The organism is Mesorhizobium sp. (genome assembly GCF_004963255.1).
Classification (GTDB): domain Bacteria; phylum Pseudomonadota; class Alphaproteobacteria; order Rhizobiales; family Rhizobiaceae; genus Mesorhizobium.
This window is the reverse complement of record NZ_SUGA01000047.1, coordinates 1-24,659: the sequence shown is the minus strand read 5'-3', so window position 1 is coordinate 24,659 and position 24,659 is coordinate 1. Positions and strand designations below refer to the sequence as shown.

At 64.7% G+C, this 24,659-nt stretch carries 26 protein-coding genes; 14 read left to right on the top strand and 12 right to left on the bottom strand.

Features of this window, described 5'->3' with window-relative positions; genetic code table 11:
- The first annotated feature begins 318 nt into the window (after positions 1–318).
- A complete protein-coding gene (locus E5X34_RS29660; RefSeq protein ID WP_042638109.1) occupies positions 319–678 on the top strand; it encodes a metalloregulator ArsR/SmtB family transcription factor in 360 nt (119 codons plus the stop codon).
- A 423-nt stretch (positions 679–1,101) separates the two neighbouring features.
- Here E5X34_RS29660 and E5X34_RS29655 read toward each other — a convergent pair whose 3' ends face one another.
- The 5 genes from E5X34_RS29655 to E5X34_RS29635 all read right to left on the bottom strand — a co-directional run bounded on the left by E5X34_RS29655 (position 1,102) and on the right by E5X34_RS29635 (position 6,073).
- On the bottom strand, positions 1,102–1,908 hold the full coding sequence (locus E5X34_RS29655) for an ABC transporter permease (protein ID WP_292572368.1): 807 nt from the start codon (positions 1,906–1,908) through the stop codon (positions 1,102–1,104).
- A gap of 2 nt (positions 1,909–1,910) precedes the next feature.
- The gene (locus E5X34_RS29650; protein ID WP_127861467.1) at positions 1,911–2,744 is read right to left on the bottom strand and encodes an ABC transporter permease; all 834 of its coding nucleotides are present in this window, start codon (positions 2,742–2,744) and stop codon (positions 1,911–1,913) included.
- Between the two features lie 23 nt (positions 2,745–2,767).
- Positions 2,768–3,880: an ABC transporter substrate-binding protein gene (locus E5X34_RS29645; protein ID WP_292572364.1), complete on the bottom strand. Its 1,113-nt coding sequence runs from the start codon at positions 3,878–3,880 to the stop codon at positions 2,768–2,770.
- A gap of 71 nt (positions 3,881–3,951) precedes the next feature.
- Positions 3,952–5,046 (bottom strand): ABC transporter ATP-binding protein, encoded by a 1,095-nt coding sequence (locus E5X34_RS29640; RefSeq protein ID WP_292572362.1) that lies wholly within the window; start codon positions 5,044–5,046, stop codon positions 3,952–3,954.
- Between the two features lie 139 nt (positions 5,047–5,185).
- Positions 5,186–6,073 (bottom strand): LysR substrate-binding domain-containing protein, encoded by an 888-nt coding sequence (locus E5X34_RS29635; protein ID WP_292572359.1) that lies wholly within the window; start codon positions 6,071–6,073, stop codon positions 5,186–5,188.
- Between the two features lie 82 nt (positions 6,074–6,155).
- On the opposite strand from E5X34_RS29635, the gene E5X34_RS29630 reads away from it, so the two are divergent.
- The 3 genes from E5X34_RS29630 to E5X34_RS29620 all read left to right on the top strand — a co-directional run bounded on the left by E5X34_RS29630 (position 6,156) and on the right by E5X34_RS29620 (position 9,604).
- Positions 6,156–7,748 (top strand): amidohydrolase, encoded by a 1,593-nt coding sequence (locus tag E5X34_RS29630; protein ID WP_292572356.1) that lies wholly within the window; start codon positions 6,156–6,158, stop codon positions 7,746–7,748.
- A 31-nt stretch (positions 7,749–7,779) separates the two neighbouring features.
- Positions 7,780–8,712: a dimethylarginine dimethylaminohydrolase family protein gene (locus E5X34_RS29625; RefSeq protein WP_127251871.1), complete on the top strand. Its 933-nt coding sequence runs from the start codon at positions 7,780–7,782 to the stop codon at positions 8,710–8,712.
- A gap of 169 nt (positions 8,713–8,881) precedes the next feature.
- Positions 8,882–9,604: a 3-keto-5-aminohexanoate cleavage protein gene (locus tag E5X34_RS29620; protein ID WP_292572352.1), complete on the top strand. Its 723-nt coding sequence runs from the start codon at positions 8,882–8,884 to the stop codon at positions 9,602–9,604.
- Positions 9,605–9,748: 144 nt separating this feature from the next.
- Here the strand turns inward: E5X34_RS29620 and E5X34_RS29615 are convergent, their stop codons facing one another.
- Both E5X34_RS29615 and E5X34_RS29610 read right to left on the bottom strand, forming a co-directional pair.
- Positions 9,749–10,807 carry a Gfo/Idh/MocA family oxidoreductase gene (locus E5X34_RS29615; protein ID WP_292572349.1) on the bottom strand — a complete coding sequence of 353 codons (1,059 nt, stop codon included), beginning with the start codon at positions 10,805–10,807 and terminating at the stop codon, positions 9,749–9,751.
- Between the two features lie 103 nt (positions 10,808–10,910).
- Positions 10,911–11,696 carry a ThuA domain-containing protein gene (locus E5X34_RS29610; protein ID WP_292572346.1) on the bottom strand — a complete coding sequence of 262 codons (786 nt, stop codon included), beginning with the start codon at positions 11,694–11,696 and terminating at the stop codon, positions 10,911–10,913.
- A gap of 214 nt (positions 11,697–11,910) precedes the next feature.
- Here E5X34_RS29610 and E5X34_RS29605 point away from each other — a divergent pair, with 214 nt between their 5' ends.
- Positions 11,911–12,669: a DUF4239 domain-containing protein gene (locus E5X34_RS29605; protein WP_292572343.1), complete on the top strand. Its 759-nt coding sequence runs from the start codon at positions 11,911–11,913 to the stop codon at positions 12,667–12,669.
- A 2-nt stretch (positions 12,670–12,671) separates the two neighbouring features.
- Here the strand turns inward: E5X34_RS29605 and E5X34_RS29600 are convergent, their stop codons facing one another.
- Complete coding sequence (locus E5X34_RS29600; RefSeq protein ID WP_292572340.1) at positions 12,672–13,919, bottom strand: glycosyltransferase; 1,248 nt, start codon at positions 13,917–13,919, stop codon at positions 12,672–12,674.
- 244 nt (positions 13,920–14,163) lie between these two features.
- Positions 14,164–15,630, bottom strand: a complete 1,467-nt coding sequence (locus E5X34_RS29595; RefSeq protein WP_292572337.1) for a tlde1 domain-containing protein — start codon at positions 15,628–15,630, stop codon at positions 14,164–14,166.
- Positions 15,631–16,328: 698 nt separating this feature from the next.
- Between E5X34_RS29595 and E5X34_RS29590 the strand changes: the two genes are divergently transcribed.
- On the top strand, positions 16,329–16,586 hold the full coding sequence (locus tag E5X34_RS29590) for a multicopper oxidase domain-containing protein (RefSeq protein WP_292572334.1): 258 nt from the start codon (positions 16,329–16,331) through the stop codon (positions 16,584–16,586).
- Positions 16,583–17,143, top strand: a complete 561-nt coding sequence (locus E5X34_RS29585) for a cytochrome c (RefSeq protein WP_292572331.1) — start codon at positions 16,583–16,585, stop codon at positions 17,141–17,143. Before E5X34_RS29590 ends, E5X34_RS29585 begins: the two co-directional genes overlap by 4 nt.
- Positions 17,144–17,148: 5 nt before the next feature.
- On the opposite strand, the gene E5X34_RS29580 is transcribed toward E5X34_RS29585, so the two are convergent.
- Positions 17,149–17,568, bottom strand: a complete 420-nt coding sequence (locus tag E5X34_RS29580; RefSeq protein ID WP_292572442.1) for a YqaA family protein — start codon at positions 17,566–17,568, stop codon at positions 17,149–17,151.
- A gap of 196 nt (positions 17,569–17,764) precedes the next feature.
- Here E5X34_RS29580 and E5X34_RS29575 point away from each other — a divergent pair, with 196 nt between their 5' ends.
- The 3 genes from E5X34_RS29575 (at position 17,765) to E5X34_RS29565 (ending at position 18,879) form a co-directional block, all read left to right on the top strand.
- A complete protein-coding gene (locus E5X34_RS29575) occupies positions 17,765–17,998 on the top strand; it encodes a hypothetical protein (RefSeq protein WP_292572329.1) in 234 nt (77 codons plus the stop codon).
- 98 nt (positions 17,999–18,096) lie between these two features.
- On the top strand, positions 18,097–18,243 hold the full coding sequence (locus E5X34_RS29570; protein WP_292572326.1) for a hypothetical protein: 147 nt from the start codon (positions 18,097–18,099) through the stop codon (positions 18,241–18,243).
- 477 nt (positions 18,244–18,720) lie between these two features.
- Entirely contained in the window at positions 18,721–18,879 is a 159-nt protein-coding gene (locus E5X34_RS29565; protein WP_292572324.1) for a hypothetical protein, read from the top strand.
- Positions 18,880–19,035: 156 nt separating this feature from the next.
- Here the strand turns inward: E5X34_RS29565 and E5X34_RS29560 are convergent, their stop codons facing one another.
- A complete protein-coding gene (locus E5X34_RS29560; RefSeq protein WP_292572321.1) occupies positions 19,036–19,452 on the bottom strand; it encodes a helix-turn-helix domain-containing protein in 417 nt (138 codons plus the stop codon).
- A 96-nt stretch (positions 19,453–19,548) separates the two neighbouring features.
- On the opposite strand from E5X34_RS29560, the gene E5X34_RS29555 reads away from it, so the two are divergent.
- Entirely contained in the window at positions 19,549–20,136 is a 588-nt protein-coding gene (locus tag E5X34_RS29555; protein WP_292572318.1) for a dihydrofolate reductase family protein, read from the top strand.
- Between the two features lie 69 nt (positions 20,137–20,205).
- On the opposite strand, the gene E5X34_RS29550 is transcribed toward E5X34_RS29555, so the two are convergent.
- Positions 20,206–21,471, bottom strand: coding sequence for a cytochrome-c peroxidase (locus tag E5X34_RS29550; protein ID WP_292572316.1), 1,266 nt, complete (start codon positions 21,469–21,471; stop codon positions 20,206–20,208).
- Between the two features lie 205 nt (positions 21,472–21,676).
- On the opposite strand from E5X34_RS29550, the gene E5X34_RS29545 reads away from it, so the two are divergent.
- From E5X34_RS29545 to E5X34_RS29535, 3 genes are all read left to right on the top strand, one after another.
- Positions 21,677–23,209: an acid phosphatase gene (locus E5X34_RS29545; RefSeq protein WP_292572313.1), complete on the top strand. Its 1,533-nt coding sequence runs from the start codon at positions 21,677–21,679 to the stop codon at positions 23,207–23,209.
- Positions 23,210–23,500: 291 nt separating this feature from the next.
- Positions 23,501–23,923: an OsmC family protein gene (locus E5X34_RS29540; RefSeq protein ID WP_292572310.1), complete on the top strand. Its 423-nt coding sequence runs from the start codon at positions 23,501–23,503 to the stop codon at positions 23,921–23,923.
- 5 nt (positions 23,924–23,928) lie between these two features.
- Complete coding sequence (locus E5X34_RS29535) at positions 23,929–24,492, top strand: hypothetical protein (RefSeq protein WP_292572307.1); 564 nt, start codon at positions 23,929–23,931, stop codon at positions 24,490–24,492.
- Positions 24,493–24,659: the final 167 nt, after the last annotated feature.

The window sequence follows — 24,659 nt, the reverse complement described above, 5'->3', positions numbered from 1 at the left end:
GCTGACGCAGCTCTTGTCCTGAGGCTGGCCGCTGTTTTGCCGGCCTCGTTATATTCTTGCCGAACGAGCGCTGCGCTGATACGTATTAGCAGCGCGGAATTTTTCCGAGTCTGCATTGACTTGAGCCCGAAAAAGCGCCGCGCGTTCTGTCCGAGACCAGAAACCTCGACGTGGTGGCAACCGGGTTACGAAGGGGTTCTGGTCGAAAAGAAGCAAGGCAGGTCCCGCGTCCAAACCGGGGCAGGCTCATCAACGCTCTGGAATTCTGAAGCCATTGCCCCCATGGCCTTCGGAAGAGCATGAAGCATGGGGAAATCGATGGTTACCAAGAAACTTACCGCCAACGCAGAAAGCGCGGCAGCCTTTCTTGCGGTGATGGGCAACGAAAAGCGTTTGCTCATCATGAACTACCTCGCCGAGGGCGAACTCTCTGTCGGCGTGCTCGCCGACAAGGTCGAACTCAGCCAATCAGCGCTGTCGCAACACCTGGCCAAACTGCGCAGGTTTGGCCTTGTAGAAACCCGCCGTGATCGTCAAATGGTCTATTATTCCTGCAAGTCTTCGGCAGCGCGCGAACTTCTGGCGTTGCTCGATGGCCTGCTGGCCACAGACAAGCCGCTTGCCGGACCGGCAAGGCAGGCCTTCGTCGAGAGGATGCGGCGGCCGCAGGCCGCCTGAACGGACTGCTACGCACGGGCGAGGCCGGGGGGCCTTCGTCCGGTGCGGCGCCTTGATGGCGCGCAAACTGCAATGACGCGGGCCGCGTCGCGACGCCGCCCGGTTTTGCTGCACCTCCAAGCCGCTCCGCCGGCCGGACAAACGCTTCATCACGTTTCTTTGACAAGCGCTGTCTCGATGTCGGATGCTCTCGGCAAGCCGCTGATAGAACAGGCTTTCTTGACCGGTTGGGCGCGCGGGCCGACCGAAGATTACGGATTTGTAAGTCGCCCGGCTGAGCCCTGTTGGCTAAATTCCGGGTCGATCCACACCCCCGGATCATGACGGTGCCGAGCTTCCACTTCGGCTCCGTAAAGAGGCTCGCCGATCCCGGCGGGCCTCTTTCGTTTCTGGATCGGCCAATTCCGGGAAGGTGTGACCGCTCTACGGCGACGCCTTCTGTCTGGTGATCACGCTCCTCACCGCCAGCACCAGCACCGTGATGACGATCAGGATCACCGAAAGCGCCGCGATCGCCGGATCGATGTTGTCGCGCAGGCCCATCCACATCAGGCGCGGCAGCGTGATCGCATTCACCGATGTGATGAACAGCGTCACGCCGATTTCTTCCCAGGAAAGCACGAACGAGAGCAGCGCCGCGGTGACGATGCCGAACTTGATGTTGGGCATGATGACGCGCGTCGCGCGTTCCCACACGCTGGCGCCAAGGCCGCGCGCGGCAAGGTCGATGCGCCGGTCGAGCTGGCTGAGCGACACCAGGATGAGCACCGTGGCGAAAGGCACCGTCATCACCGAATGCGCCATCGCGACACCGAGCCATGTATCGTAGCCGAAGAACGAGGTGAGGCCGGAGACCGAGGTGAGCAGGAAATAGAGCGTCACCGCCGAGACCACCGGCGGCACCACCATCGGCAACAGCACGAAGCCGACAAGGGCCGCGGTGAAGCGCGGCTGGAACATCCAGACGCCGAGGCTGAAGGTGAGGGCAAGCACCGTGGATAGCGCGCTGCTCACCACGCCGATCCGGATCGACAGCAGGATGGACTCCAGCCAGCGCGGATCCTCGATCAGCTCGCGGTAGTGGCGCAGCGACAGTTCACCCGTCGGCATGGTCAGCATGCGGCTCGGCGTCAGCGACACCGGGATGACGGCAAGCAGCGGCATCAAAAGGAACAATGCCACCAGCACGGCGAGGATGAGCGAGACGGGACCGGGACGGTAGGTCGGCATCGCTACACCAATTGCTTCGGTTTGACGTAGCGGAACAGAAGCGCCATCAGCGCGCCGACGAACACCACCAGCACGACGCTGATCGCCGCGCCCAGCCCCCAGTCCGGGCTCTGGAAGATGCGCAGGTAGATCAGCTCCGCGATCATCACGGAGCGGCCGCCGCCGAGGATTGCCGGCGTGACGAAGAAGCCCAGCGAGAAGACGAAGGTGATCATCGCCGAGCCGATGATGCCGGAGCGTGTCATCGGCACGAACACCGTCCAGAAGGTGCGCATGCGGCTGGAGCCAAGCCCGCGCGCCGCGAGCAGCACGCGCTCGTCCAGGCTGCGCATGGCGGACGCCAGCGGGAACACCGCGAAGGGGATCAAAAAATGCGACATGCCGACGATCACGCCGAATTCGTTGCGCACCAGGGTCAGCGGCTCGGAGATGAAGCCGATCGACTGCAGCCAGGTGTTGATCAGGCCGCGATTGGAGAGCAGCGCCACCCAGCCGAACGCGCGGGTGAGTACGGAAATCCAAAATGGCACCAGGATGCAGAACTCGGCCAGCACGCGCTGCACCGGACTGCCGCGCACCCAGACAACGGTGATCGCGTAAGCCGCGGTGACCGACACGACCGTAACGATCGCCGCGATGCGCAGCGTGCGGATGAACACCGACTGCACCAGGTCGTCGGTGAGCAAAGCGTGGTACTGGCCGAGCCCGGGCGTGGGAAGCGTAAAACTCCACTTCACCACGCCGAGGAACGGCCAGGCATAGGCAAGGACCAGGAACAGGAGCAGCGGCGCCATCAGCAGCGCCGCGCCCATCCTGTCGGAGAGGGTGCCTCTCATCAGTGAGAAAGTCTCCGCCCTGATCAGGCGGAGATGATCTTGGTGTATTCGTCGAGCGCCGCGCCGTAATTCTTGGCGTACCACTCCATGTCGAGCGCGATCTGCTTCTTCATGTTCTCCGGATCGACCGGGTTGATGCGCTTCTTGTCGGCCGGAATCAAAGCATCCGCTGCCGGATTGGCTGGACCCTGGCCGAGCTTGTCGAACATCACCAGCTCCTTCTGCGGATCCTGCGTGCTGGCGATGAACTTCATCGCCGCGTCCTTGCCGCCGGGGTTGTTCTTGAGCACCGCCAGCGCTCCGGGCGAGATCAGGCCCTGGTCCCAGATGAACTTGATCTGGCCGCCCGAGTCCTGCTCGATCAGCGAGGCGCGTGTCGACCACACGATCGCCATCGAAGCTTCGCCGTTGAGCAGCACGCTCTGGCTCTCGGCGCCGCCGCCCCAATAGGAGACGACGTTTTCCTTGAAGGCGGCGATCTTGTCATGCGCGCGCTTCAGATCGAGCGGATAGAGCGAGGCAGGCGCGACGCCGTCTGCGAGAAGTGCTGCTTCCCAGCTCGATACGCCCCATTTGTAGAGCGAGCGCTTGCCTGGGAATTTCTTGACGTCGAAGAAGTCGGCCATGCCGGTCGGCGCGTTGGAGCCGAACTTCTGCGAGTCGTAGGCGATCACATAGGAGAAGAAGTAGGTGGACGCCGCATACTCCCAGCCGAAGCCTGGCCGCATCTTGCTCTTGTCGACGATCTTGTAGTCGATCGGCTCGAGCATGCCTTGGCCACCCAGCGTGATGGCCGAGAACGGGTCGACGTCGACCAGGTCCCAGGTCGGCGCGCCGCTCTTGAACTGCGCGGCGATCGCACCTTCGGTCGGTCCCGAGCCGTCCATCTTGACCGGGATGCCGGTGTCCTTGGTGAAGGCCTGGCCATAGGCGGCGTCGTAAGCCGTGATGGCGTCGCCGCCCCAGTTGACCAGCACCAGCCCTTTGGTCTCGGCATAGGCGCCGGTCGAGCGCAGCAGCATCGGCGTGCCGGCGAGCACGAGGCCGGCAAGTTGCGCGAACTGCCGGCGCGAGATCTCGCCGCGCTTCGTCCGCTCGGTGAGGGATTCGATCGTCTGTTTCTTGGTATCGCTCATGTCAGTTCCCCTTGTTGTCGTTGATTTGAACCGGAAGCCGATGCGGCGATGTCTGGCCGCAGCAGCGCTCTCTACTGTCCTCCGTCCGGAAGGAGGAAACCCTTCTCCGCCGGCCAGGTCAGCCAGACGGAATTGCCTTTGCTCAGAGCCGCGGCCGCGACCTCGTTCGGCACCGAGACGGTGACCTTGGCGCCCTGGCGCGTGGTGAGATCGAGCTTGGTCGCCGCACCCAGATAGGTCGAGGCCACGGCCGTCGCGGCGATGCCGTTCTGGTTGGCCGACGCTTCCGGCGCGATCGACATGTCCTCGGGGCGGATGGCGAGGATGGCGTCGCCTTTGATCGCCTCCGCCTTGCAGCGCATGTTGACCGCGCGGTCTTCGCATAGCCCGGTGGCGCCATTGTCGGCGGGGCGCACGCCCTTCACCGGCAGCATGTTGATCTCGCCCAGGAACTCGGCGACGAAGCGGTTGGCCGGCCGGTCGTAGACCTCGTCGGGCCTGCCCACCTGCAAGAGCTTGCCGTGATTGAAGATGGCGACGCGCGACGACAGCGCCAGCGCCTCGCTCTGGTCGTGGGTGACGAAGACGAAGGTCGTGCCGGTCTCCTGATGCAGCCGCTTCATCTCGGCCTGCATCTGGCCGCGCAGGCTCTTGTCCAGCGCCGAGAACGGCTCGTCGAGCAGCAGCACGCCCGGCTCGAACACCAGCGCGCGGGCCAGCGCCACACGCTGCTGCTGCCCGCCGGAAAGCTGCGCCGGCAATTTCTTCTCGTGGCCCTTCAGCCCGACGCGCTCGACCATCTCGCCGACACGGCTCTTGATTTCCGAGGCGGATTTCTTCCGCACCTTGAGCGGGAAGGCGATGTTCTGCTCCACGCTCATATGCGGAAACAGCGCATAGCCCTGGAACACCATGCCGGCGGCGCGCTGCTCGGCCGGGCGGTTGGTGATGTCGACGCCGTCGCTGAAAAGCTTGCCCTCGCTCGGCTGCACGAAGCCGGCCAGGATCATCAGGAAGGTGGTCTTGCCGGAGCCGGAAGGGCCAAGCAGCGTCAGGAACTCGCCACGGCCGATATCGAGCGACAGATTGTCGAGCGCCCGGAACGAGCCGAAGCTCTTGCCGATCCCGTTCGCTTTGATTTCTGCGGCCCGGCCGGGTTGCTGCATCCTGGCTCTTTCCTCAGTTCCCGATGAAATCGTAGGCATGGCTGCGGCTCACCGCAACCGAATAGTTTTCGCCTGATCGGCAAATTTGATTCACGGATGGAAGAGACGAGCGGCGCAGGAGCTGCCAATCTCAATCCGCCTAAAGCCTGCTCTCCGACAGCTTTGCCCTCAGCCAGTCGCCAAAGGCATTGAGCACCGGGTGCCCCGCCTTGGCGTGCTCGAAGACCAGGAAATAGGAGCGCGGCGAGGGAACGGTCGCCTCGAACGGCTTGACCAGCCGGCCTTCGCTAAGCGCCTGGCGGCCGGTCAACTCGTCGCCCAGCGCAATGCCCTGGCCGGCGATCGCCGCCGAGAAGACGAGGTTCATGTCGGAAAAGAAGATGCCGCCTTCGGTATCGGGATTTTCCACCTTGGACAGCGCCAGCCAGCGCGCCCAGTCCTCGGTGTCGCTGAGATGGAGCAGGCTGGCGCGCAGCACGTCGGCGGGTTTGGAAAAACCGCCGACCTTGTTGAGCAATCTCGGGCTGCAGAGCGGCGTGAACGAGACTTCGCACAGCAGTTCCACCGCCCGGTTCGGCCAGTTGCCCACGCCGAAGGCGATGAAGGCATCGGCATCAGGATTGCTGACATCGTCGAGCCGCCGCGGCGTCAGCACCGACAGCGTCACGTCCGGATACATCTGCTGGAACTCACCGATATGCGTGCACAGGAACATCGAGGCGAAGCCCGGGGGGCAGGAGATGGCGAAGGAGCCGCCGACCCCGGCTCCGCTGTTCTGCGTCCTCGCGTCGCCCAGCACGGTCAGCGCCTTCCTGACGTCGGCCGCGTAGCGCTGGCCGCGCGGCGTCAGCGCCACGCCCTTGCCGATGCGCTGCAGGAGATCGAAGCCGAGGTCGCGCTCGAGCAGCCGAAGCTGATGCGAGACGGCGCTGCGGGTGAGGTGAAGCTCGTCGGCGGCGCGCCATACGCTGCCGTGACGGGCAAAACTGTCGAGGGCGCGCAGCGCCTGCGTGGAGGGTATTCGCAAAGGGCCTCAGGTGAACCGAATTTGCACGAGCCGGGAAAACATATCACTTTTTGACGAGCCGCTTCACTGCTTTTCTTGGACCATGGACAAACCGGTGACGAGTTCCGCGCAAGAAACCGCGCTCGCCTGCATCGACGGCATCCAGCCGCTGCTGTCGGCCTGGACGCGCACCATCTTCGATTTCGGCGAAACCGCCTGGCGCGAATACCAGTCGGCGGCGTGGTATGTCGATCGGCTGAAGCGCGAGGGCTTTTCGGTCGAGGAAGGGTCAGGCGGCATGCCGACAGCCTTCTGCGCCCACTGGACGAATGGCGACGGCCCGGTGATCGGCATGTATGGCGAGTATGACGCCGTGCCCGGAAACTGCCAGGATGCCGCGACGGTGAAACGGCCGCGGTCCGGTCTGGGCTTTGAGGCAGGTGGCCACACCGATCCGCATTCAGGCCTCGGCATCGGCAGCCTCGGCGGGTTGCTCGCCACCAAGGCGGCGATGCTGGAGCATGGCATCAAGGGCACGCTGCGCTTCACTGGGGAGCCGGCCGAGAAGGTGAGGGGCTCGAAACCGATCCATGCGGCAAAAGGCTATTATGACGGCCTTGCCGGCATGATCTCCTTCCATCCCTTCTACATGCTGCCGCTCTGCAACACCGCGCGCTGGGACACGCATTGCGGCGCCGCCTATTCGATGATCTATCGCTTCGTCTGCGACGAACCCGAGAACTGGGTTCGCGCAAGCGATGCAGCGCCCATCCCGCAGGCGCATTCGGCGGTCAGGGCACCTGGCGCCAATGACGCGCTGATAATGATGTACATGGCCTCCAAGGCGCTGCGCGATTCCATGCTGACCCATCAGGGCGGCTGGTCGATCAGCGAGGCGATCCTCACCGCTGGGCAGGCGACCGCCGACAATTTGCCGGCGGGTCTTGCCGACATCCAGTACATGATCCGCGTGCCGACCATTGCCATGGCCGAGCAGGTGACAGCAGTTCTCGACCGCAACGCCGAAGCCGCTGCCAGGATGAGCGGCTGCCGCCATGAGCGCCACTGGGTCTCGAAGTCGCGGCCGGGGCTCGCCAACCACGCCATGGCCGACATCACCTATCAGGCGCTGTCGACCGTCGGCGCGCCGCGCTGGGACGAGGCGGCGAGGGCCATCGCCCGCGAGGTTCAGGTCAATGCCGGCGGCGAGGCAACCGAGAACCCGTTCATCGACGAGCTGGAGCGGCTGATCGCGCCGCGGGAGGCCGAGGCGATCCTGCGCCGCGACCTGCCGCCCTCGCAGGTGAACTCCACCTCTGACGACTACACCGATATGAGCTGGCACGCGCCGACGTCGCGATTCTATGTTGCCCGCCCGGCGCTGCGCGCGGCCAAGGCCCATTCCTATCCCTCCTGGGCGATGAACGCGCTGGGCGGCATCCCGGCCACCATCGACCCGATGGTCACCTGCGCCGCCAAGACGGTCGCGCTGACGGCACTGCGCATGCTGGAGGACAAGGCCGCGCGCGAGGCCGCCATGGACGAGTTCGTCAACCGAACCGGCGGCGGCATCGGCGGCTCGAACTGGATCGCGCCGCTCTGCGACTATGAACCGCCGATCAACTTCCGCTGGCCGGAATATGTCACCACCGCGCGCGGGCGCGACTGGTGGATCCCGGCCGCTTCCACCGCATGACCATCAACAGAACATTCCAGAGGAGAACACCATGACCGTCCATGACCGCATCGTCGCCGAGCCGTTCTCGCTGCAGCGCCGCAACCCCAATGGCGGCACCAAGCCGCTGACCGCCTGGGGCTTTGCCAACGAAACCGATGTGCTGACCGACGTGCTGCTCGGTTCGCCGAACTTCCTGCGCCACCTGTCGACCAGCTCGCTGTCCAGAAAACATCTGCGCGAGGCGCCCTGCAACGTCCAGATCGCGCAGGCGCAGCACAAGGACCTCGTCGCCGCCTACGAGCATTTCGGCGTCAACATCCATTGGCATGAGCCGACACCGGAACTGCCGATGCAGGTCTATTCGCGCGACTCCAGCGTCATGACGCCTTATGGCGCCTTCATTACTGCCATGGCCAACTGGTGGCGGCGCGGCGAGAACTACGCCGCCATCCGTACCTATGAGAAGCTCGGCATCCCGATCTACGACATGGTGACGGCCGGCACCTTCGAGGGCGGCGACTTCAACGTCATCGAGGATGGCGTGGTGCTGATCGGCTGCGGCGGCGCCCGCACCCAGGAAGAAGGTGCCCGCCAGGTGAAGGAATGGTTCGACAAGGAAGGCTGGGAGACACGTCTCGCCTTCATCGACGAATACTATGTCCATATCGACCTGATGGTGGTGCCGATCGCCGAAAAGCTCACCGCAGTCTGCCTCGCCTGCACCGAGCCCGGCATCGTCGACTGGCTGAAGGGCAAGGGTCACGAGATCATCGACGTGCCCTTCCAGGACACGATGGCGCTCGGCTGCAACTTCATGTCGCTCGGCAAGGACAGGGTGATCGCGCCGACCTCCAGCAAGACGCTGATCGGCCAGCTGAAGGCGCGCGGCTTCGAGGTCGCGGCTGTCGACATGAGCGAGATCTCCAAGACCGGCGGCGGCATCCATTGCATGGCGCAGGCGCTGAAGCGCGTGCCGGCGTAACGGGCTTTCAGGGGCCGAAACCACCGAAGGGGAAGGTCTTTCCCCTGGCTGTCGGGCCAGGGGATTTCTCTTTTGTTGGCCCGGCCTGTCAGGAGACTTCGCCGTATCCGTTCCGATCGACCCGGCCCTGCGCTAGGCTTCCGCCAGCCAAAACAGGATTGCCGCAAAGATGATCGTCCAGGCTTGCATCAACGGCGCCCGTCCCGCCGACTTCCATCCCGCATTGCCGCTCGATCCTGTGGCGATGGCGCGCGACGCTGCGGCCTCGATTGCTGCGGGTGCCGCCGAACTGCATGTCCATGCGCGTGGCGCCGACGGCCGGGAGAGCCTTGCGCCGGAGGCGATGGACAGGACGGTCGCGGCGCTCCGCCGCGGCTGTCCGGGCACGCTAATCGGCGTCTCCACCGGCGCCTGGATCGAGAAGGACGATCTGCGCACGCTAGCGGCCATCGCCGGGTGGAATGAACTGCCCGACTACGCGTCGGTCAATCTCAGCGAGGCGGCGGCGCCCGAGGTGATGGAGGCCCTGCGCGGCCGCGGCATCGGCATCGAGGCCGGGCTGGCCTCGATCGGCGACGCGCTCAGGCTTGCCAGTCTCGACCATGGCGGGCGGGTGCTGCGCGTGCTGATCGAGATTTCCGAACAGACGCTGGACGAGGCCTTCGCCGTCGCCAAGGGCATCGAAAAGGTGCTGTGGCGCGAGGGTATCCACCGCTCGATCCTGCTGCATGGCGAGAACGCGACGGTATGGCCCTTTGTTCAGCGAGCGGCGCTGCGGAAATTCTCGACCCGAGTTGGATTGGAGGATGGCAAGGAGTTGCCGGATGGCAGCGTGGCCGAAAGCAATGCGGCGCTGGTCGCGGCGGCGGTTAAGATTTATCGCGGAGCGTGACCCTTGGTTCCTCGCCCCCGCCAAAGGCGGGGGAGAGGTGTCCGCGAAGCGGACGGAGAGGGGGCCTTCGTAGGGCGCTCCCCCTCTCCGTCTCGGCTTCGCCGAGCCACCTCTCCCCCGCCTTTGGCGGGGGCGAGGAAAGCGCTACTGCGTATCCGCCTTGGCCCTCAACTCCGCTCGCTTCTCATCAGACACCACGGCAAGGTCCAGCACTTTCTGCAGGCCTGCCGCATGGCGGAAGGTCGGCTCGGTCTGCGCGCCGCTCTTCACCGCTTCGACGAAGCGCTGGTAGTTGGTCGGCACAGAGCCTGCATCGAGCTCTTCCCATTTGGCGTTCTCGACATCGCCGCCGACGCAAGCCTTCAGCATCGAGCCGTCGAGATTGTGCGCCACCTCGACCGCGCCCTTGTCGCCATGGATGCGCAGGCGCAGTTCGTTGATATGGCCGGTGGCCCAGCGGCTGGCATGCACCACGCCGAAGGCGCCGTTGGAAAAATCGAGCGTCATGGCGAAGCTGTCATTGGCGTCGAGCTGGTATTCGCCGACGCGGTTGCCCGGCGCCTTGTCGAAGGCGCGCAGCCGGCAGAAGACATGGTCGATGTCGAGCGCGGCGCCATAGCTGGCGAAATCGAGGATATGGATGCCGACGTCGCCCAGCACGCCGTTCGAGCCATGGCCGCGCGACAGCCGCCACAGCCATTTCGGATCCGTGCGCCAGTCGCCCCAGAATTTCGACACCAGCCAGCTTTGCAGATAGGACGCCTCGACATGGCGTACCGTGCCGATCTCGCCCGCCTGCACCATCCGGCGCGCCTTCTGCAGCGCGGCAACGTTGCGATAAGTGAGGTTGACCATGTTGACGATGCCGGCGGCCTCCGCCGCGTCGGCCATCTCGTTCGCCTTGCCGAAATTCTCGGCCAGCGGCTTCTCGCAGAGCACCGGCTTGCCGGCGGCGACCAGCGCCATGGTGGTCGGATGGTGGATGCGGTCGGGCGTGACATTGGCGACCGCGTCGAAATCGCCCCAGTCGAGCGCCGCCTCCAGCGAGGTGAAGCGCTTCGGGATCTTGTAGGCGTCAGCATATTCGCCGACACGGGCCGCATCGACGTCGACCGCGCCGACGATGTCGACGCCGTCGATGGCGCCGAAGCGGCGGGCATGTTCCTGCGCCATCCAGCCGGTTCCGAGTATCAAAAGCCGCATTTTCTGCTCCTTTGAGCGATTTGGTTCGATTCAATATTGGGGGGGGAATGTGACCCAGGCGCTGTTTCCACGCAATCCTAGGCGAAGCGGAGAGGCGCCTTTTTTAGCGGAAGCCGCCTTCGCCATGCACGTGCAGTTTAGGCCCGCGCTCCTCGATCGGCTCCAGCGCCTTCTCGACCGGTACGTTCGGAGCATTCAGGATGGCGGGCTTCGACCCTTGCGGGTTGTGTGCCCACTTCACCGCGTTGCGCAGCACCTTGTGCACGGTGGCGTCGTGGTAGGTCGGATAGGTCTCGTGCCCGGGCCGGAAGTAGAAGACATTGCCGGCGCCGCGCCGGTAGGTGAGACCCGAGCGGAACACCTCGCCGCCCTGGAACCAGGAGATGAAGACGGTCTCCAGCGGCTCCGGCACGGCGAACTGCTCGCCATACATCTCCTCGTTCTCGAGCTCGAAGAACTCGCCCAAGCCTTCGGCGATCGGATGGCTGGGACTCGTCACCCAGAGCCGCTCGCGCTCGCCGGCCTCGCGCCATTTCAGCGTACAGGGGGTGCCCATCAGTCGCTTGAAGATCTTGGAGAAATGGCCGGAATGGAGAACGATCAACCCCATGCCTTCAAAGACGCGCCGGGCGACGCGTTCGACGACCTCGTCGGCGACGGCGCCATGGTCCTTGTGGCCCCACCAGACCAGCACATCGGTCTCGGCGAGGCGGGATTCCGGCAGGCCGTGCTCCGGCTGCTCCAGCATCGCCGTCGAGGCGGAGATCGCCTTGTCGGCGTTCAGCGCCTTGGCGATGGTCGCGTGCATGCCTTCCGGATAGATGGAGGCGACCACCTCGTTGGTCCGCTCATGGATGTTCTCGCCCCAGACGACAGCGCGAATTGTCATGGATTGCCTCGTGAGTGATTGGGAGCCGCCCCGCGCCATAGATAGCGTCTTCGCCCGGCATTGGAAGCGGGTTTCGATCTCCGCTTCGCAGTGCATCGAAGCCGGCGTGGAAGTCTCCCTTGTCGGCCAATGATATAGGTTCTTATGCTTCGACGCTAATTCAGCCGCCGGGCAGCCGATTGGCAAGCGCCACGCCTCGGCTACAATGTCGGCCATGGGCGAAGTGCTTGTAGGGACAGCGATCTTTGCTTGCCTGGCCGGGGCCTCGCTGGTCAGCCTGATGGTGCACGAGCGCTTCCCTGCTCATCACCTTGGGGATGACACCAGCGCGGTGGTGCGGCTTGCCACGAACCTTTTCGTGGTGATGTCCTCGCTTATGCTCGGCCTGATGATCAACTCGGCAAAGAACACATTCGAGTCCATCAACGGCAACGTGCACACCTTCGCCACCGATCTCATCCTGCTCGACCGAACGCTCCGGCACTATGGGCCGGAGGCGGACAGCGCCCGGCAGTCGCTCACGGCTTATGTCCAGCGTGTCGTCGAGACCTCCACGGCCGACAGCGACACGACCGTCGTCCCGAACAGGCTGTCGGAACTGCTGCTCAATCAGGTCGGCGACCTCATGGCGGAATGGACGCCCACAGATACCAGGCAGACCGCCACGCAGCAGGCCGCGACGCAGCAGTTGCAGAAGCTGGTCGAGCAACGCTGGATACTTGCCGAGCAGTCCGAGGGCGCCATTCCCGCGCCGGTGATCGTCCTGCTCGTCGCCTGGCTGACGCTGATCTTCGCCAGCTTCGGTTTCAGGGCGCCGCGCAATGGAACCGTCGTCTTCACATGCCTCATTTCCGCGGCGCTGGTGGCTGCGGCGATCTATCTGATCATCGACATGGACTCGCCCTTTTCAGGCCCGATCCAGATCTCGCCGGCGCCCCTGCAAAGGGCGCTGGCGGAACTGACCACGCATTGAGTTTACGGGCTGGATTGGCCCAGCAATTCAATCAGCAGCGTTGCCGCCACCTCGGCGCCGTCGGCGCGGATCTTGCCAGCCACTTCCGCCGCGCGAGCGCGGATTTCGGGCGCCAGCGCCACGTCCAATGCCGCCGACAAGGAGTGCGCCGTCGGCACCGGACCGCCATGCGCAGCTCCGATGCTCAGCTCGGCCACGCGCTTGGCCCAGTAAGGCTGGTCGCCGATCTGTGGCACGATCGCCTGCGCCGCTCCGGCCCGCGCGGCGGCAACGGTGGTGCCGGCGCCGCCGTGATGGATGACCGCGGCGACGCGGCCGAACAGCGCCTGCTGGTTGACCTCGCCAACTTCGAAGCAGTCGTCGCCATCGTCGACGAGGCCGAGCCCGGCCCAGCCCTTTGCGAGCACCGCGCGCAGGCCCTTGGCGCGGATCGCTTCGATGGCGGCGCGGCCGGTTTCGCTCGCGACCGATATCGAGCCGAAGCCGACATAGACCGGCGGCGGGCCTGCATCGAGGAACGCATCGAGCCGATCGGGGAGGGGCCGTTCGTCCGGCAGGATAAAGGCGCCGGTCTGCACGGCGTCGATCAGGTCCGAGGGCAGCCATGGCCCCAGCACCGGGTCGCAGGCGAGCAGGACGGGATTGCCGTAGACATAGTCCCGGACATTCTGCACCGGCGGCAAGCCGAGCGATGCGCGCTGGCCGTTGACCGCCTCGCCGAAGAGCGCGTTCTTGGTCCGGATGTCTGTCTCCCACAGCAGGCGGTTGTCGGTCACGCCGGCCGGCAGCGGATGTCCAGGATATTCGTGCGGCCGGTTGTGCTGCGACGGCAGCCAGATGGGGCAGAACGTGCCGAGCATGTAACGCATGCCGCGTTGTTCCGCGACCAGCCGCGCGGCGGCGCAGGATGGGAAAAGGCCGAACGCCACCACCGCGTCGCAGCCTTCGGCGGCCGCGCTCAGCGCCTCATATTGCCTGGCGGCGATCTCGGCCGCCTGGCCGGAGATGAGCCTGGCCCGGTCCTCGGGCGACGCCGATCGCGACCGGTTGACCATTTCCTTCGCCCATTCGCGCACCGGCGCGAAGGCCGGCGCAAAAGCCACGCCGGCGCGAGCGGCCAGCGTCGCAAACTCCGCGTCGCCCGGCGCGCTCACCCGGGCCTCGACGCCATGCGCCTGCAAGGCCGCGCCCAGCGCCGCCAATGGTTCGACGTCCCCGCGCGAGCCGTAAGTCGATAACAAGATCCGCATTCAGTGCTCCGTTTTTCTTTTTTCGGAGCAGCGTTGATACGCTATGCCCGGGGTCTTGCCGCAAGCCCGGGCTGCGCCATATCTACGTCCTGGGAAGGGTCGTTATCGCTCCCAGGTCAGATTGTCGCCACGGCTGCGAGCCGCGACGGCACCAGTGGCCAAAGCGCGTTTTGGCGCGAGGCCCTTCGGACCAGCAAGTGGGGACTAACAAATGCCGGCGACACGTTCGCCGGCAGGAGCAGGCTTAACCCTGGCGGCCTTCCTGGGCGACCCGGGTGGGGGAGCTTGTCAGGCGTGGGACGACGACAAGGCGCTTGATCTTGCCGCTTTTGTAGGCGGCAAGGAAGCGGTGATAGTCCTTGAAGACGACGCAGCCATTGGATTCCGCACGGCCGCCGCGCAGCATGTAAGTGTGGGCAAGCAAGCCGTTGCGGCCATATTTGTTGCTGCCGCTGGTCGGCGTGAGCCTGATGGCCTCGACGCCATGGAAGCGCGATTCACGCATCGACAGATTGTAGGTGTCCGGCGGCGTCGGGCCGACATTCTTGCGGTTGACGAAGCGCGGCTGGTCGACCATCGAGCCGTAGCCCGAATGCGCCTCCAGCTTCGAACCGTCAGGCATGTAGACGGTTCTCGCCGAAATATCGTAGACGGCGACGCCATTGCCCGTCGAAGGCCCGTTGAACAGGTTACGGAAAGCGCCGCCCAGGTTGCCGCGCTCCGGCGTATCCGGCTTGGCATAGGCGAGCATCTCCGACGCCTGCGCCTTGCGCTTGCCGGGCTTGGTGTCGGCCACTATCGGCTTCGAATTCGCCACGCCGGGCAGGGCCTGGTCGCCGCTCCTCGGTGAAACCGCCGTCGGCGCGCTTTGCGCAGTGTCGGATTCGGCCGGCTGCGGCTTGGCCTTGGCCGCCTGCGGCTTCACGGCCTCCGGCTTCTGCGGCTTGGCTGCATTCTGTTCAGGCGCCTCGGTGGCGCGCTCGAGCGTGGTGCGCGGCCGAAGACCGGGCACGGCAATGCTATCGGGCAGATCGTCCTGCGGCGGCAGCGAGGCGACCTGGTATTCGCCGTCCTGCCCATTGTCTTGTTTGTCGGCGACATCGGGCGCGTGGCTGTTCTGCAGCGCGACGGCGGTCGGAACATCCGCAGTGTCCTCGGGCGCGACGTTGGCGAGCGCCAGCGCCAGTTCGGAAGCGCCGGCGGTCTCGGCCGGTTGCGGACCGAAGCGGGCCTCGATCGGAGCCTCCGGCTGCGCGCCGCCGAAGCGGCTTGCCGAAGGCAGGCTGGCCAGCAGGAACGGCGCGCTCTCGGCACGGGCAAAGGCTTCGGCGAGTTTCTGCGGCGAAAGCGCCGCGCGCTTCACCACGCCATCGAAGCGGTCGGCGGCTCCGGCGGCCGAAGCCACCACCACGGCCTTTTCATGCGCCACGCTGTCGGGCGACGGCAGCTTAAGCCGCGCCATCTTGCCGTCGTGGCCATTATTCTTCAGTTTTTCAATGGCTTGGCCGTCATGCCTGAAGCTTGTCGCAAGGCTGAAGCAGCCGGCATCGCAGCCGCCGGTGAGCGAGGCAGCCTTGTAGCCGCCATTGACGCCAAGATGCGGCGCCCAGGCATTGGCGATCTGCCGGCGCTGGTCGCCAAACGCGATGGTGCGCGGCGATAGCATTCCTTGCGGCAATCCGTTGGAAGCGGCGGTCAGTGAGGTGCTCACAGAATAGAGCCCCGCCAAGGTGGCGGCGGACCATAAAGCGAGGGCGGCGCCGACAGCAGGCACCAGAACCCAACGATGACCAGACTTTTTCGAAGTTACCTCCCCATGAGGAGCGTCACCCCGGTTTTTCAAACGCAAAAACGCCATACGACCACTCTCAATCGGCATGCCGGTTTTCGCACCTGGCACCCGTCACGATCACAGTTCGCTGGTGCCCCCTGCACCTTCACGCGTCTGTTGCCGATTGATTCAAAAGATGGACAAAGATGGTTAACCAATCCCTCCACCAATCGCCGATTTGGCGACGGTCCACACGAAAAAAGAGCCCTCCATGGTCTACGCCACGGTAAAAATGCTCTCCCTCACCCGCTTTGCTGCCCGTTTTTCCGGCCTCTGTCAAGAAACCGTGAACAACGGAACCGCGACATCTTCAGCCGCCTAGAGGCCGATTGGGGTCAAAATGCGACTATTCGGCAAACCTTGAAACAGGCAGGCCGGAAATGTTATGGACCAGCCGATCGGGCCGCGGTCCAGGACCGCTTTTTGCGCCATCCGGACAAACACCCCCAAAAAAAGTCACCGCGATGGGGCAGCTTCCGCCCGCGATATCCCTCTTGACCTTCCAGTTACTGGAACCCGTAGCGTTCGCAAAGGATCGTCCCGGCGGCGTCCTCCCAATCGCGATCCAGGAGAAAAAGATGCTGTCGGTCGATGCTTCCGAAACGCCGGCCGAGGCGATGCCGCCGCTGCCCGAACGGCTGCGGCCGATCGCGCCGCTTGGGGCTCCCACCGTCAGCCGCCGCCTCGTCCTCCCCGAGGCCATGACGATGAATGCCGCGAGCGGACGGGTGCGGCTTCTCACGCGCCAGGAAAGGCCGGGCGCGCGCATGTACCAGTGCCACATCCTCGAGCATGAGCAGCTCGGCATGACGGGCATCGTCGACGTGCAGGCATGAGGTCTCGCGTCATTCTGGGGGCGGCGTTGCTGGCGCTCGCCGGCCCGTTGATCCTTGCTCCGTCGCTGGCTGCGGGGCCGGGAGATCCCATCGTGGCGGCGCGTCAGGCCTCGATGAAGCAGATGGCGGCCGCCGCCAGGGTGATCGCCGAAATGTTCGACGGCAGGCGCGCCTATGAGCCGGCGGCCTTCAAGGCGGCGGCGGACGCGCTGAGCGCCCGCGCCGGCGGCCTGACCGGCGAATTCCCGCAGGGCACGCTTGGCGCGCCATCGCACGCCAAACCGGAGATCGACCAGGCCCGTCCGGAGTTCGAGGCCCTCGCGCGCCATATCGGCCGGCTCGCCGACGCGCTCTCGACAAAGGCCAGGAACGCGCCGCCCGGGATCACCGCCGACATGCGGATGACCGGGCCGCCGATGGATGGCGGCAGCCTGCTCGGCAAGCGCCTGGGCGCGGCTGAAGCCGATCCGGCCACCATGCCGGCGGAACATCTCCTGCACCTGATCCTGCAGGATTGCACGAGCTGCCATTCGAAGTTCCGGCGCAAAGTCGAGTGAGGCCGTCAGGGGAGGCGCGGCCACCAGAGGCCAAGGGTTGCGGCCGCCACCGCCAGGTACCGGCCGCCCTTGGCGACGGTGACGATGGCGGCAAAGCTCCATAGGGGCTCGCGCAGCACGCCGGCCATCACCGTCAGCGGATCGCCGATAAACGGAGCCCAGCTCAGCATCAGGCTCCATCGTCCGTAACGGTGATAGCGCGCCGCCGCGCGGTCGAGCGCGGCAGGCTTTGCCGGAAACCATTTGCGGTCGCGGAAGCGATCAATGCCGCGCCCCAGCAGCCAGTTGACCACCGAACCAAGCACGTTGCCGATCGTCGCGACCAGAACCAGCGCGGCCGGCGAATGGGTCCCGGCCAGGAGAAGGCCGACCAGAAGTGCTTCCGATTGCAGCGGCAGGATGGTCGCGGCGGCGAATGCGGTCAGGAAAAGTCCGCCGAAGGCGGCAAGGTCACCAGCCTTTGCCGCCCTTCAATTCGCCTTTGGCCATTTCGGATCCCGATCATCCACGGCGTAGGTATGGAGACCATCGCCCACTCCGATTTTGACCGGCGCGTATCACAAAGTGACGCGCTCGCCCCCCTATATGCTAGGCTTATGTCGTCAAAACAGGGTCATCGTTATGGATGCCAGTGAATTGCAGGCCATAGGCGACACGCTGATGCGCCTCGTCACCCCCAGCATGACGCCGAAGGATCTGGTCAAGGCGGTGCGCAAGGAGCATCCCGACGCCAGGAAGAAGGACATCGCCCGCGCCGCCTTCCACGCCATCATCGCCAATGCCGACCATGACCCCGGCAAATCGCGCAACCTCCAGGCTTTCGCGCTTGCCGAGCGCACCCAGCAATCGAAATAAATTGCCGCGAATTGTAGCGTTGGGCTTGCCGGAAACTTAATAAGCGACTTCTAATTTAATGGCTCCGCCGGCAACCAGCCCCAACCGGTAGCGAGCTTATGACCAAGAATCTCGGCAATGCCAAACCCAGCGCTCCAGCCAAGGAGATAAGTGTCTCGCTGTTCAGCAGGGCGGCGCCGGCGCTGTTTCCGCTGGTGGTCGCGGCGCTCGGCTATCTCGTCGGCCGGCATTATTTCGGCTTTTGACGCGCGCGGCCGGCTTCAGGTGGTTTCCAGTCTGATTGTGATTGGTCCACTTCGGCCCCTGCGCTTGCAGCTTTGGTCCTAGGGCCTAGGTCGTTCTTGCCCTCGCATGGGCACGAGCGCATCCTTTCCTGTAGCCGGCGGCCTCGCAAACTCCGGTCAGGCCCGGCCGCCGAACCCAGTATCACCCCCCAAGGCAGCCGGGCCGCCCATTCCTCCGCAAGTTTATGTAGTCTTTGCTCGGATGAGGCGACGTAGGCGCGCCATACTCGTTTTTATCCGTCGAATTTAACAAATCTATTGAATATCGGCGAGTGCCTTGCACTAAAGGTCGGCCAGCTCCGCTTTTCGGCAACTCTAGCCGCCCTAGATCGTATTCGATCTAGGCCAAATACTTGGGCCGAAGGGCAGGGGGCCGTAGATATGATAACAAGCGAGCCAGACAGCGTCCGTGTAAAAGCCGTCAATGGCCAATGGATCGTGCGCGTCGTCGACGGTGGCAGGCTGACGCAGCAAATGTTCGATATTCACGAACAGGCCGAGAGCTTCGCCGAGGAGGAGCGGCTGCGATTGGGGCTTCCCGGGGAGCCACCGGCCGAGGAGCCGTGGGGGCCGCCGCAAAGCGGACAGGCTGGCTAAGATCGTCGACGCTCATGGCCAACTGTGAAAATGCGAGACAAATCGGCGGACGGCATGCGGGTGTTGCATTTGCCTCGACGCATTGGCCACGCAAGGCCGCCCGCTGACCCAAGCGTTTGGACACAGGTCGCCGGCGGAGCGCGGTGTTCCGCCTTGCTATCCCAGATGTTGCCCCCTGAGCGTCTCTTTCATCCGCTCCAGCGCCGGCTCGCCGCTGGCCGCGATGTCATTGGCGATCCGGGCGAGTTTGTCGTCGGCCTTGCGGTGTTTGCTGCCCCAGGCGCCTAGCGTCGCCAGCACCGGCAACAGGTCGATGCCGGCCTCAGTCAGCCGGTAGATCGCCTTCAGGCCATGGCTGGGGTCGTCGCTGCGGGTGAGGATGCCTTCGTCCTGCAGCGTCTGCAGCCGCTCGGCCAGCGTGCGCGACGAGATGCCTTCGTCGGACTGCAGGAATTCGCGAAAATGCCGTTTCCCGGCGAAAGCCAGGTCGCGGATGATGAGCAGCGTCCAGCGGTCGCCGAGCAATTCGAGCGAGAGGCTGATCGGGCAGCCGGACCGTCCCTTGGTCGCCATCAATATGCTTCCATTTGTAAATCAATTTACTATTGACACCATTTCCGCTTTGCGTCAAACGATTCCAAAAGTAAATCATTGGCGAGGAGAATGAGCATGAGGAAGCTGATCCTTCAGATGCAAATGTCGGTGGACGGCTTTGTCGGTTCCGATGAGGATCGTCGCTGGCAGCTTTGGGAATGGGGCGACGACAGCGACTGGGACGAGGAATTGAAGCAGGATTTCAATGCCGTCTTCACGACCGTCGGCACCATCCTGTTGAGCCGCAAGATGGCGGAGGAGGGCTACCTTACCCATTGGGGCAATGCGGCCAAGAAATATCCGAAGGATTGCTTCTATGCTTTCGCGCAGCGCATCGTCGAGGCCGAGAAGGTCGTCGCGAGCGACAAGCTTGCAGCGTCGCGGTGGGAGCGCACGCGGGTCGTAAGCGGCGACCTGCCGCGCGAGGTGGATGCGCTGAAGCAGGGCGAAGGCGGCGACATCGCCGTGTTCGGCGGCGCCGGCTTCGCCTCGGCGCTGATCGCCGCCGGCCTGGTCGACGAGTTCCAGCTTTTCATCAATCCGGCGGCGCTGGGGAAAGGCCGTCGCATCTTCGATCAAGGCGGGTTCGCCAGGCTGACGCTCCTCGGCTCGAAGTCCTATGCCTGCGGCATGGTGGTGAGCCGCTACGCGCTCACGCAATGAGAAGCGGCAACCGAGCCCGCGCCGCCTTGAATCAATCTTGCGGCGCGCCTTTCTGACTGGCCCCCAGCCTCAGTGCCCCGCCTGGTCGGCGTCGGTCAGCGTGCCGAGGAAGGCCACGATGTCGTCGATCTCGGCATCGGTCAGCGCCGGCTTGTCGCCGGGCCTTCTGCCGTTGAACGGCGGGTCGGTGTTGAGGTTCGGCCAGTAAGCTCTTGGCAGATCGTCGAATTTGTCGACCGTGCCGTCGGCATTCTTCGGGTACCAGCGCGCCGGATCGGTGTCGCGGCTGGAATAGAAGGCGACCGCGTCGCGCAGCGTGTGGAAATAACCATTGTGGAAGAAGCTTTTGCGCAAGGCCACGTTGCGCAGTGTCGGCGTCTTGAACAGGCCGCAATATTCGGCGCGGCCCTTGAAGTCGGTGCGAAGCGGGCCGCACAGGCCAAAGTCGAAATAGCCTGGATCGGCATTGGCGGGGATCGCCGGGTTGCGCGGCACGGCAATGGCGATCAGGCCGTAGTCCGTGAATTGCGGCGGCTCGCCGTCATTGGCGGGCTCGCTGAGATGGCAGCTCGCGCAATTGCCCTTCGCCTCGTCCTCGAACAGCATGCGTCCGCGCAATTCCTGCGCCGAAAGCTGCGCCTTGCCGGCGAGGAAGCCGTCGTAGCGGCTTGAATAGGGATAGAAATCGGCGCTGCTCTGCTCGAAGGTGCCGAGCGCTTCCACCGCGGCGTCGAAAGCGTCCTGCGGATGGTCGAAGACATCGGCGCCGAAGGCGGCCTTGAAGGCGTCGGCATAGGGCGCCTTGCGCAGGCTGGCGACCACCTCAGCCTCGTCCTTGTTGCCCATCTCGAAGGGCGAGAGCAGCGGGATCCTCGCCTGGTCCTTGCCGTGGTCGGCGCGGCCATCCCAGGTCAGGCCGCCGGTCGGGCCGTTGTCGATGCTCTCGTCGCCTTCGTCCTCGGAGTCGTAGAAATGCTCGGTGAAGGCTGGCGCTGCCTGCAAATAGCGCAGCGACGGCACGGCGCGAACGCCGGGCTGGTCGAGCTTGGCTCCGCCCATCTCGACCGGCGAGGCCGAGGCCGGTCCGAAGGCGTGGTTGGGGTCGTGGCAGGACGAGCAGGCCTGCTTGCCGGAAGCCGACAGCGAAGGGTCGAAGAACATCCGCCGCCCGAGCGCCGTCAGCGCTTCGGCGCGGGCGAAGGCTTCCTGGCGCGACATCGGGCCGGGATGGACGCTGGACGGCTCAGCCGTGCTGGCAGGCGCGGTGAAGCCGACGATCGAAGCCGCCACAAGGGCGATCGCGTGATTCCTCAATCCCATCGTCTTCGGCGACATCCTTGATTTCTTTCGCCAAGTTTCCTTCGCGAGGTAAGGATCGAGTGCAACGGATTGATGACCGGCTTTCCCGCTCACGAAACCGTGTCCGGCGGGGACGGAACTGTCACAAAGGTGACAAGGCGTCGAAGTAGCTGGGCATTGATGCAGTTGCGTTCCTGCATTGCCGTCCTCCAGCCATTCCCCAGCCACGAGGCATCCTTCAATGACCCGGTCCCTTCTCTCCCTTTGCCTCGCCACCACGGCGCTGGCATCGCTCTCTGCCGCTGCCCATGCGGCTCCTCCCGGCTACGACAAGATCGACACCGTAGTCGTCATCTACGCCGAGAACCGCAGCTTCGATAACCTCTATGGCGGCTTCCCCGGCGCCAACGGCCTGGCGAATGTGTCGCCCGGCCAGGCGCGCCAGTTCGACCGTGACGGCACGCCGCTTTCCGAATTGCCGCCGGCCTGGGGCGGGCTGACCGGCAAGGGCGTGACGCCGGCGGTGACGGAAGCGCAGAGCGCGCATCTTGCCAATGCGACATTCGCCATCGACGATCCCAAGGGCTTCAACGAGGGCACCAACGTCGTCACGCATGATCTCTGGCACCGCTTCTACCAGGAGCAGATGCAGATCGACGGCGGCAAGAACGACAAATTCGTCGCCTGGGCCGATTCCGGCTCGCTGGTGATGGGCCACTACGACGGCTCCAACCTGCCGATGTGGGCGATCGCCAAGAAATACGTGCTGGCGGACAATTTCTTCCAGGGCGCCTTCGGCGGCTCCTTCCTCAACCACTTCATGCTGGCTTGCGCCTGCGTGCCTTATTATCCGAATGCCGACACCAGCCCGGTGAAGGGCCAGATCGCGGTGGTCGAGCCGGATGGCGTGACGCTGAAGCCGGCCGACAATTCGCCCGCCTCGGCGCTTGGCGGCGTGCCGAAATTCGCCAATGACGGCGCCATCACGCCCGATTTCTATGCCGTCAACACCATGCAGCCGCCATACCAGCCGAGCGCCAACAAGCCGGCCGAGGGCGGCGACAAGGCGCTCGCCGATCCGGCTGCGCCGACCACGCTGCCGCCGCAGCACGAGATCACCATCGGCGATCTCCTGTCGCTCAAGGGCGTTTCCTGGGCCTGGTATTCAGGAGCCTGGCAGGCCGCGCTCGACGGCAAGAACGCGACGCCGGTGCCGAACTTCCAGTTCCACCACCAGCCCTTCAACTATTTCGCGGCCTATGCGCCGGGCACAGCCGCGCGCGCCGAGCACATCAAGGATGGCGGCCTCGGCGGCGAAGAGTTCATCAAGGCGATCGACGACGGCAAGCTGCCGCAGGTCTCCTTCTACAAGCCGCAGGGCAACCTCAACGAACATGCCGGCTATGCCGACGTGACCTCGGGCGACCAGCATCTGGCCGACATCGTTTCGCATCTGGAGAAGAGCCCGCAATGGGCCCATATGCTGGTGGTCGTCACCTATGACGAGAATGGCGGCTTCTGGGATCACGTCGCGCCGCCCAAGGCCGATCGCTGGGGTCCCGGCAACCGCGTCCCGGCCTTCATCATCTCGCCCTATGCGAAGATGGGCATGGTCGACCACACGCAGTACGACACCACCTCGATCCTGCGCTTCATCACCAACCGCTACGACCTGCCGGTGCTGCAAGGCATCGTCGCCCGCGACAAGGCGCTGCGCAACAACGACCAGCCGCCGATGGGCGATCTGACGGCGGCGCTGGATCTGACGAAGTAGCGTTTTCCTCGCCCCGCCAAAGGCGGGGAGCCGCGAAGCGGACGGAGAGGGGCCTTCGTAGGGCGCCAAGTTTAACTGCCTGGCACCGCTTTACCCCTCATCCGCCCTTCGGGCACCTTCTCCCCGTGAACGGGGAGAAGGCGAGGACGCGACGCTCGCGACAAGCCCTTTCTCCCCGTCACCATAAGGGGAGAAATGTCCGGCAGGACAATGAGGGGCAGCGCTGACATTGCAGGTTGTCCTCGTCAAACCCCGTCCGCTATCAATAGCCGCCAAACTGGAGACGACACGATGGCGGACCTCAAGATCAGAACCCGCAGCGCCGGCGCGCTTGCCGTCCTGCCGCTGGGCGGCCTGCCGACGATAACCACCCCGACCGGCGGCACCGTCGATGTCGTCACGCAAGTCAGCGCGCCCGGCTTCAGCCCGCTTGACCTGCTCTATGCTTCTTTAGCCGCCTGCATGGTGCTTAGCGCCCGCATCGCCGCGACCCGCCTCGGCGTCGCCGACAGGCTCGGCGAGGTGAGGGCGAATGTGAGTGGCGACAAGGCGAAGGATGAGCCTTCGCGCATCGAGACATTCACGGTCAAACTGGAGATCACCGGCGACCTCGACGCGGCGACCAAAGAGCGCATCCTGGCCGACGCCGAAGACATCTGCACCGTCTCCAACACGCTGCGCGGCGCGCCGGCGCTTCACGCCACGCTCGGGTGAGGCCGATGGCGCATCTCTCCGCAATTGACTATGCCACCGCCTCCGACGACATCCGCGGCGAGCACGACCGCGAGCTCAAGCTGCGCGGCCGGATGACCAACATGAAGCGCATCCTGCTGCATTCGCCCGCCGCGCACCGCATTTACGCCGAATGGTTCACGCTGCGCGATCTTCTCAAGCCCGCGCTCGGCGACCGCGCCATCTGGCTGTTCTCGAAAGCGATCGCCGAGACGATGCGTGCCGAAATCCCGGTGACCTTCTTTCGCCGGGCGCTGATCGAGAACGGGCTCGATCCCGAAGCGGTCGCGCCGACCGTGGATGAGGCGCTGCTGATGTCTTTTGGCAAGGCGGTCGCCGCCGACGCGAACGCCGTTCCGGACGAAACCTGGGCAGCGCTCAAAGCGCGCTATCACGAGACGCTGCTGGTCAACCTCACCGCCTTCGCCGGCATCATGGTGGCGACCTGCGTGTTCACCAATGCGGTGAAGGTCGATCTCGATCCTGAGCTGGAGAGGTATCGCAGACCTTCTCCTTCTCCCCTTGCGGGAGAAGGTGGATCGGCGCGCTAGCGCCGAGACGGATGAGGGGTGTTCCAGCTTGGCGATAAGGTTGAAATCGCCGCCGCCTCATTCCTTCCAGCACCCCTCATCCGACCTCGCTTCGCGAGGCCACCTTCTCCCGCAAGGAGGGCTTTGCACGGAACTGAGTTGGTGATTCGGTAGGTCCGGAATGAAGG

Excerpts from the sequence above, each read along its gene's own strand:
- E5X34_RS29660 (WP_042638109.1), top strand. The coding sequence starts at position 319 with ATGGTTACCAAGAAACTTACCGCCAACGCAGAAAGCGCGGCAGCCTTT.
- E5X34_RS29655 (WP_292572368.1), bottom strand. The coding sequence starts at position 1,908 with ATGCCGACCTACCGTCCCGGTCCCGTCTCGCTCATCCTCGCCGTGCTG.
- E5X34_RS29650 (WP_127861467.1), bottom strand. The coding sequence starts at position 2,744 with ATGAGAGGCACCCTCTCCGACAGGATGGGCGCGGCGCTGCTGATGGCG.
- E5X34_RS29645 (WP_292572364.1), bottom strand. The coding sequence starts at position 3,880 with ATGAGCGATACCAAGAAACAGACGATCGAATCCCTCACCGAGCGGACG.
- E5X34_RS29640 (WP_292572362.1), bottom strand. The coding sequence starts at position 5,046 with ATGCAGCAACCCGGCCGGGCCGCAGAAATCAAAGCGAACGGGATCGGC.
- E5X34_RS29630 (WP_292572356.1), top strand. The coding sequence starts at position 6,156 with ATGGACAAACCGGTGACGAGTTCCGCGCAAGAAACCGCGCTCGCCTGC.
- E5X34_RS29625 (WP_127251871.1), top strand. The coding sequence starts at position 7,780 with ATGACCGTCCATGACCGCATCGTCGCCGAGCCGTTCTCGCTGCAGCGC.
- E5X34_RS29620 (WP_292572352.1), top strand. The coding sequence starts at position 8,882 with ATGATCGTCCAGGCTTGCATCAACGGCGCCCGTCCCGCCGACTTCCAT.
- E5X34_RS29615 (WP_292572349.1), bottom strand. The coding sequence starts at position 10,807 with ATGCGGCTTTTGATACTCGGAACCGGCTGGATGGCGCAGGAACATGCC.
- E5X34_RS29610 (WP_292572346.1), bottom strand. The coding sequence starts at position 11,696 with ATGACAATTCGCGCTGTCGTCTGGGGCGAGAACATCCATGAGCGGACC.
- E5X34_RS29605 (WP_292572343.1), top strand. The coding sequence starts at position 11,911 with ATGGGCGAAGTGCTTGTAGGGACAGCGATCTTTGCTTGCCTGGCCGGG.
- E5X34_RS29600 (WP_292572340.1), bottom strand. The coding sequence starts at position 13,919 with ATGCGGATCTTGTTATCGACTTACGGCTCGCGCGGGGACGTCGAACCA.
- E5X34_RS29590 (WP_292572334.1), top strand. The coding sequence starts at position 16,329 with ATGCTGTCGGTCGATGCTTCCGAAACGCCGGCCGAGGCGATGCCGCCG.
- E5X34_RS29585 (WP_292572331.1), top strand. The coding sequence starts at position 16,583 with ATGAGGTCTCGCGTCATTCTGGGGGCGGCGTTGCTGGCGCTCGCCGGC.
- E5X34_RS29575 (WP_292572329.1), top strand. The coding sequence starts at position 17,765 with ATGGATGCCAGTGAATTGCAGGCCATAGGCGACACGCTGATGCGCCTC.
- E5X34_RS29570 (WP_292572326.1), top strand. The coding sequence starts at position 18,097 with ATGACCAAGAATCTCGGCAATGCCAAACCCAGCGCTCCAGCCAAGGAG.
- E5X34_RS29560 (WP_292572321.1), bottom strand. The coding sequence starts at position 19,452 with ATGGCGACCAAGGGACGGTCCGGCTGCCCGATCAGCCTCTCGCTCGAA.
- E5X34_RS29555 (WP_292572318.1), top strand. The coding sequence starts at position 19,549 with ATGAGGAAGCTGATCCTTCAGATGCAAATGTCGGTGGACGGCTTTGTC.
- E5X34_RS29550 (WP_292572316.1), bottom strand. The coding sequence starts at position 21,471 with ATGTCGCCGAAGACGATGGGATTGAGGAATCACGCGATCGCCCTTGTG.
- E5X34_RS29545 (WP_292572313.1), top strand. The coding sequence starts at position 21,677 with ATGACCCGGTCCCTTCTCTCCCTTTGCCTCGCCACCACGGCGCTGGCA.
- E5X34_RS29540 (WP_292572310.1), top strand. The coding sequence starts at position 23,501 with ATGGCGGACCTCAAGATCAGAACCCGCAGCGCCGGCGCGCTTGCCGTC.
- E5X34_RS29535 (WP_292572307.1), top strand. The coding sequence starts at position 23,929 with ATGGCGCATCTCTCCGCAATTGACTATGCCACCGCCTCCGACGACATC.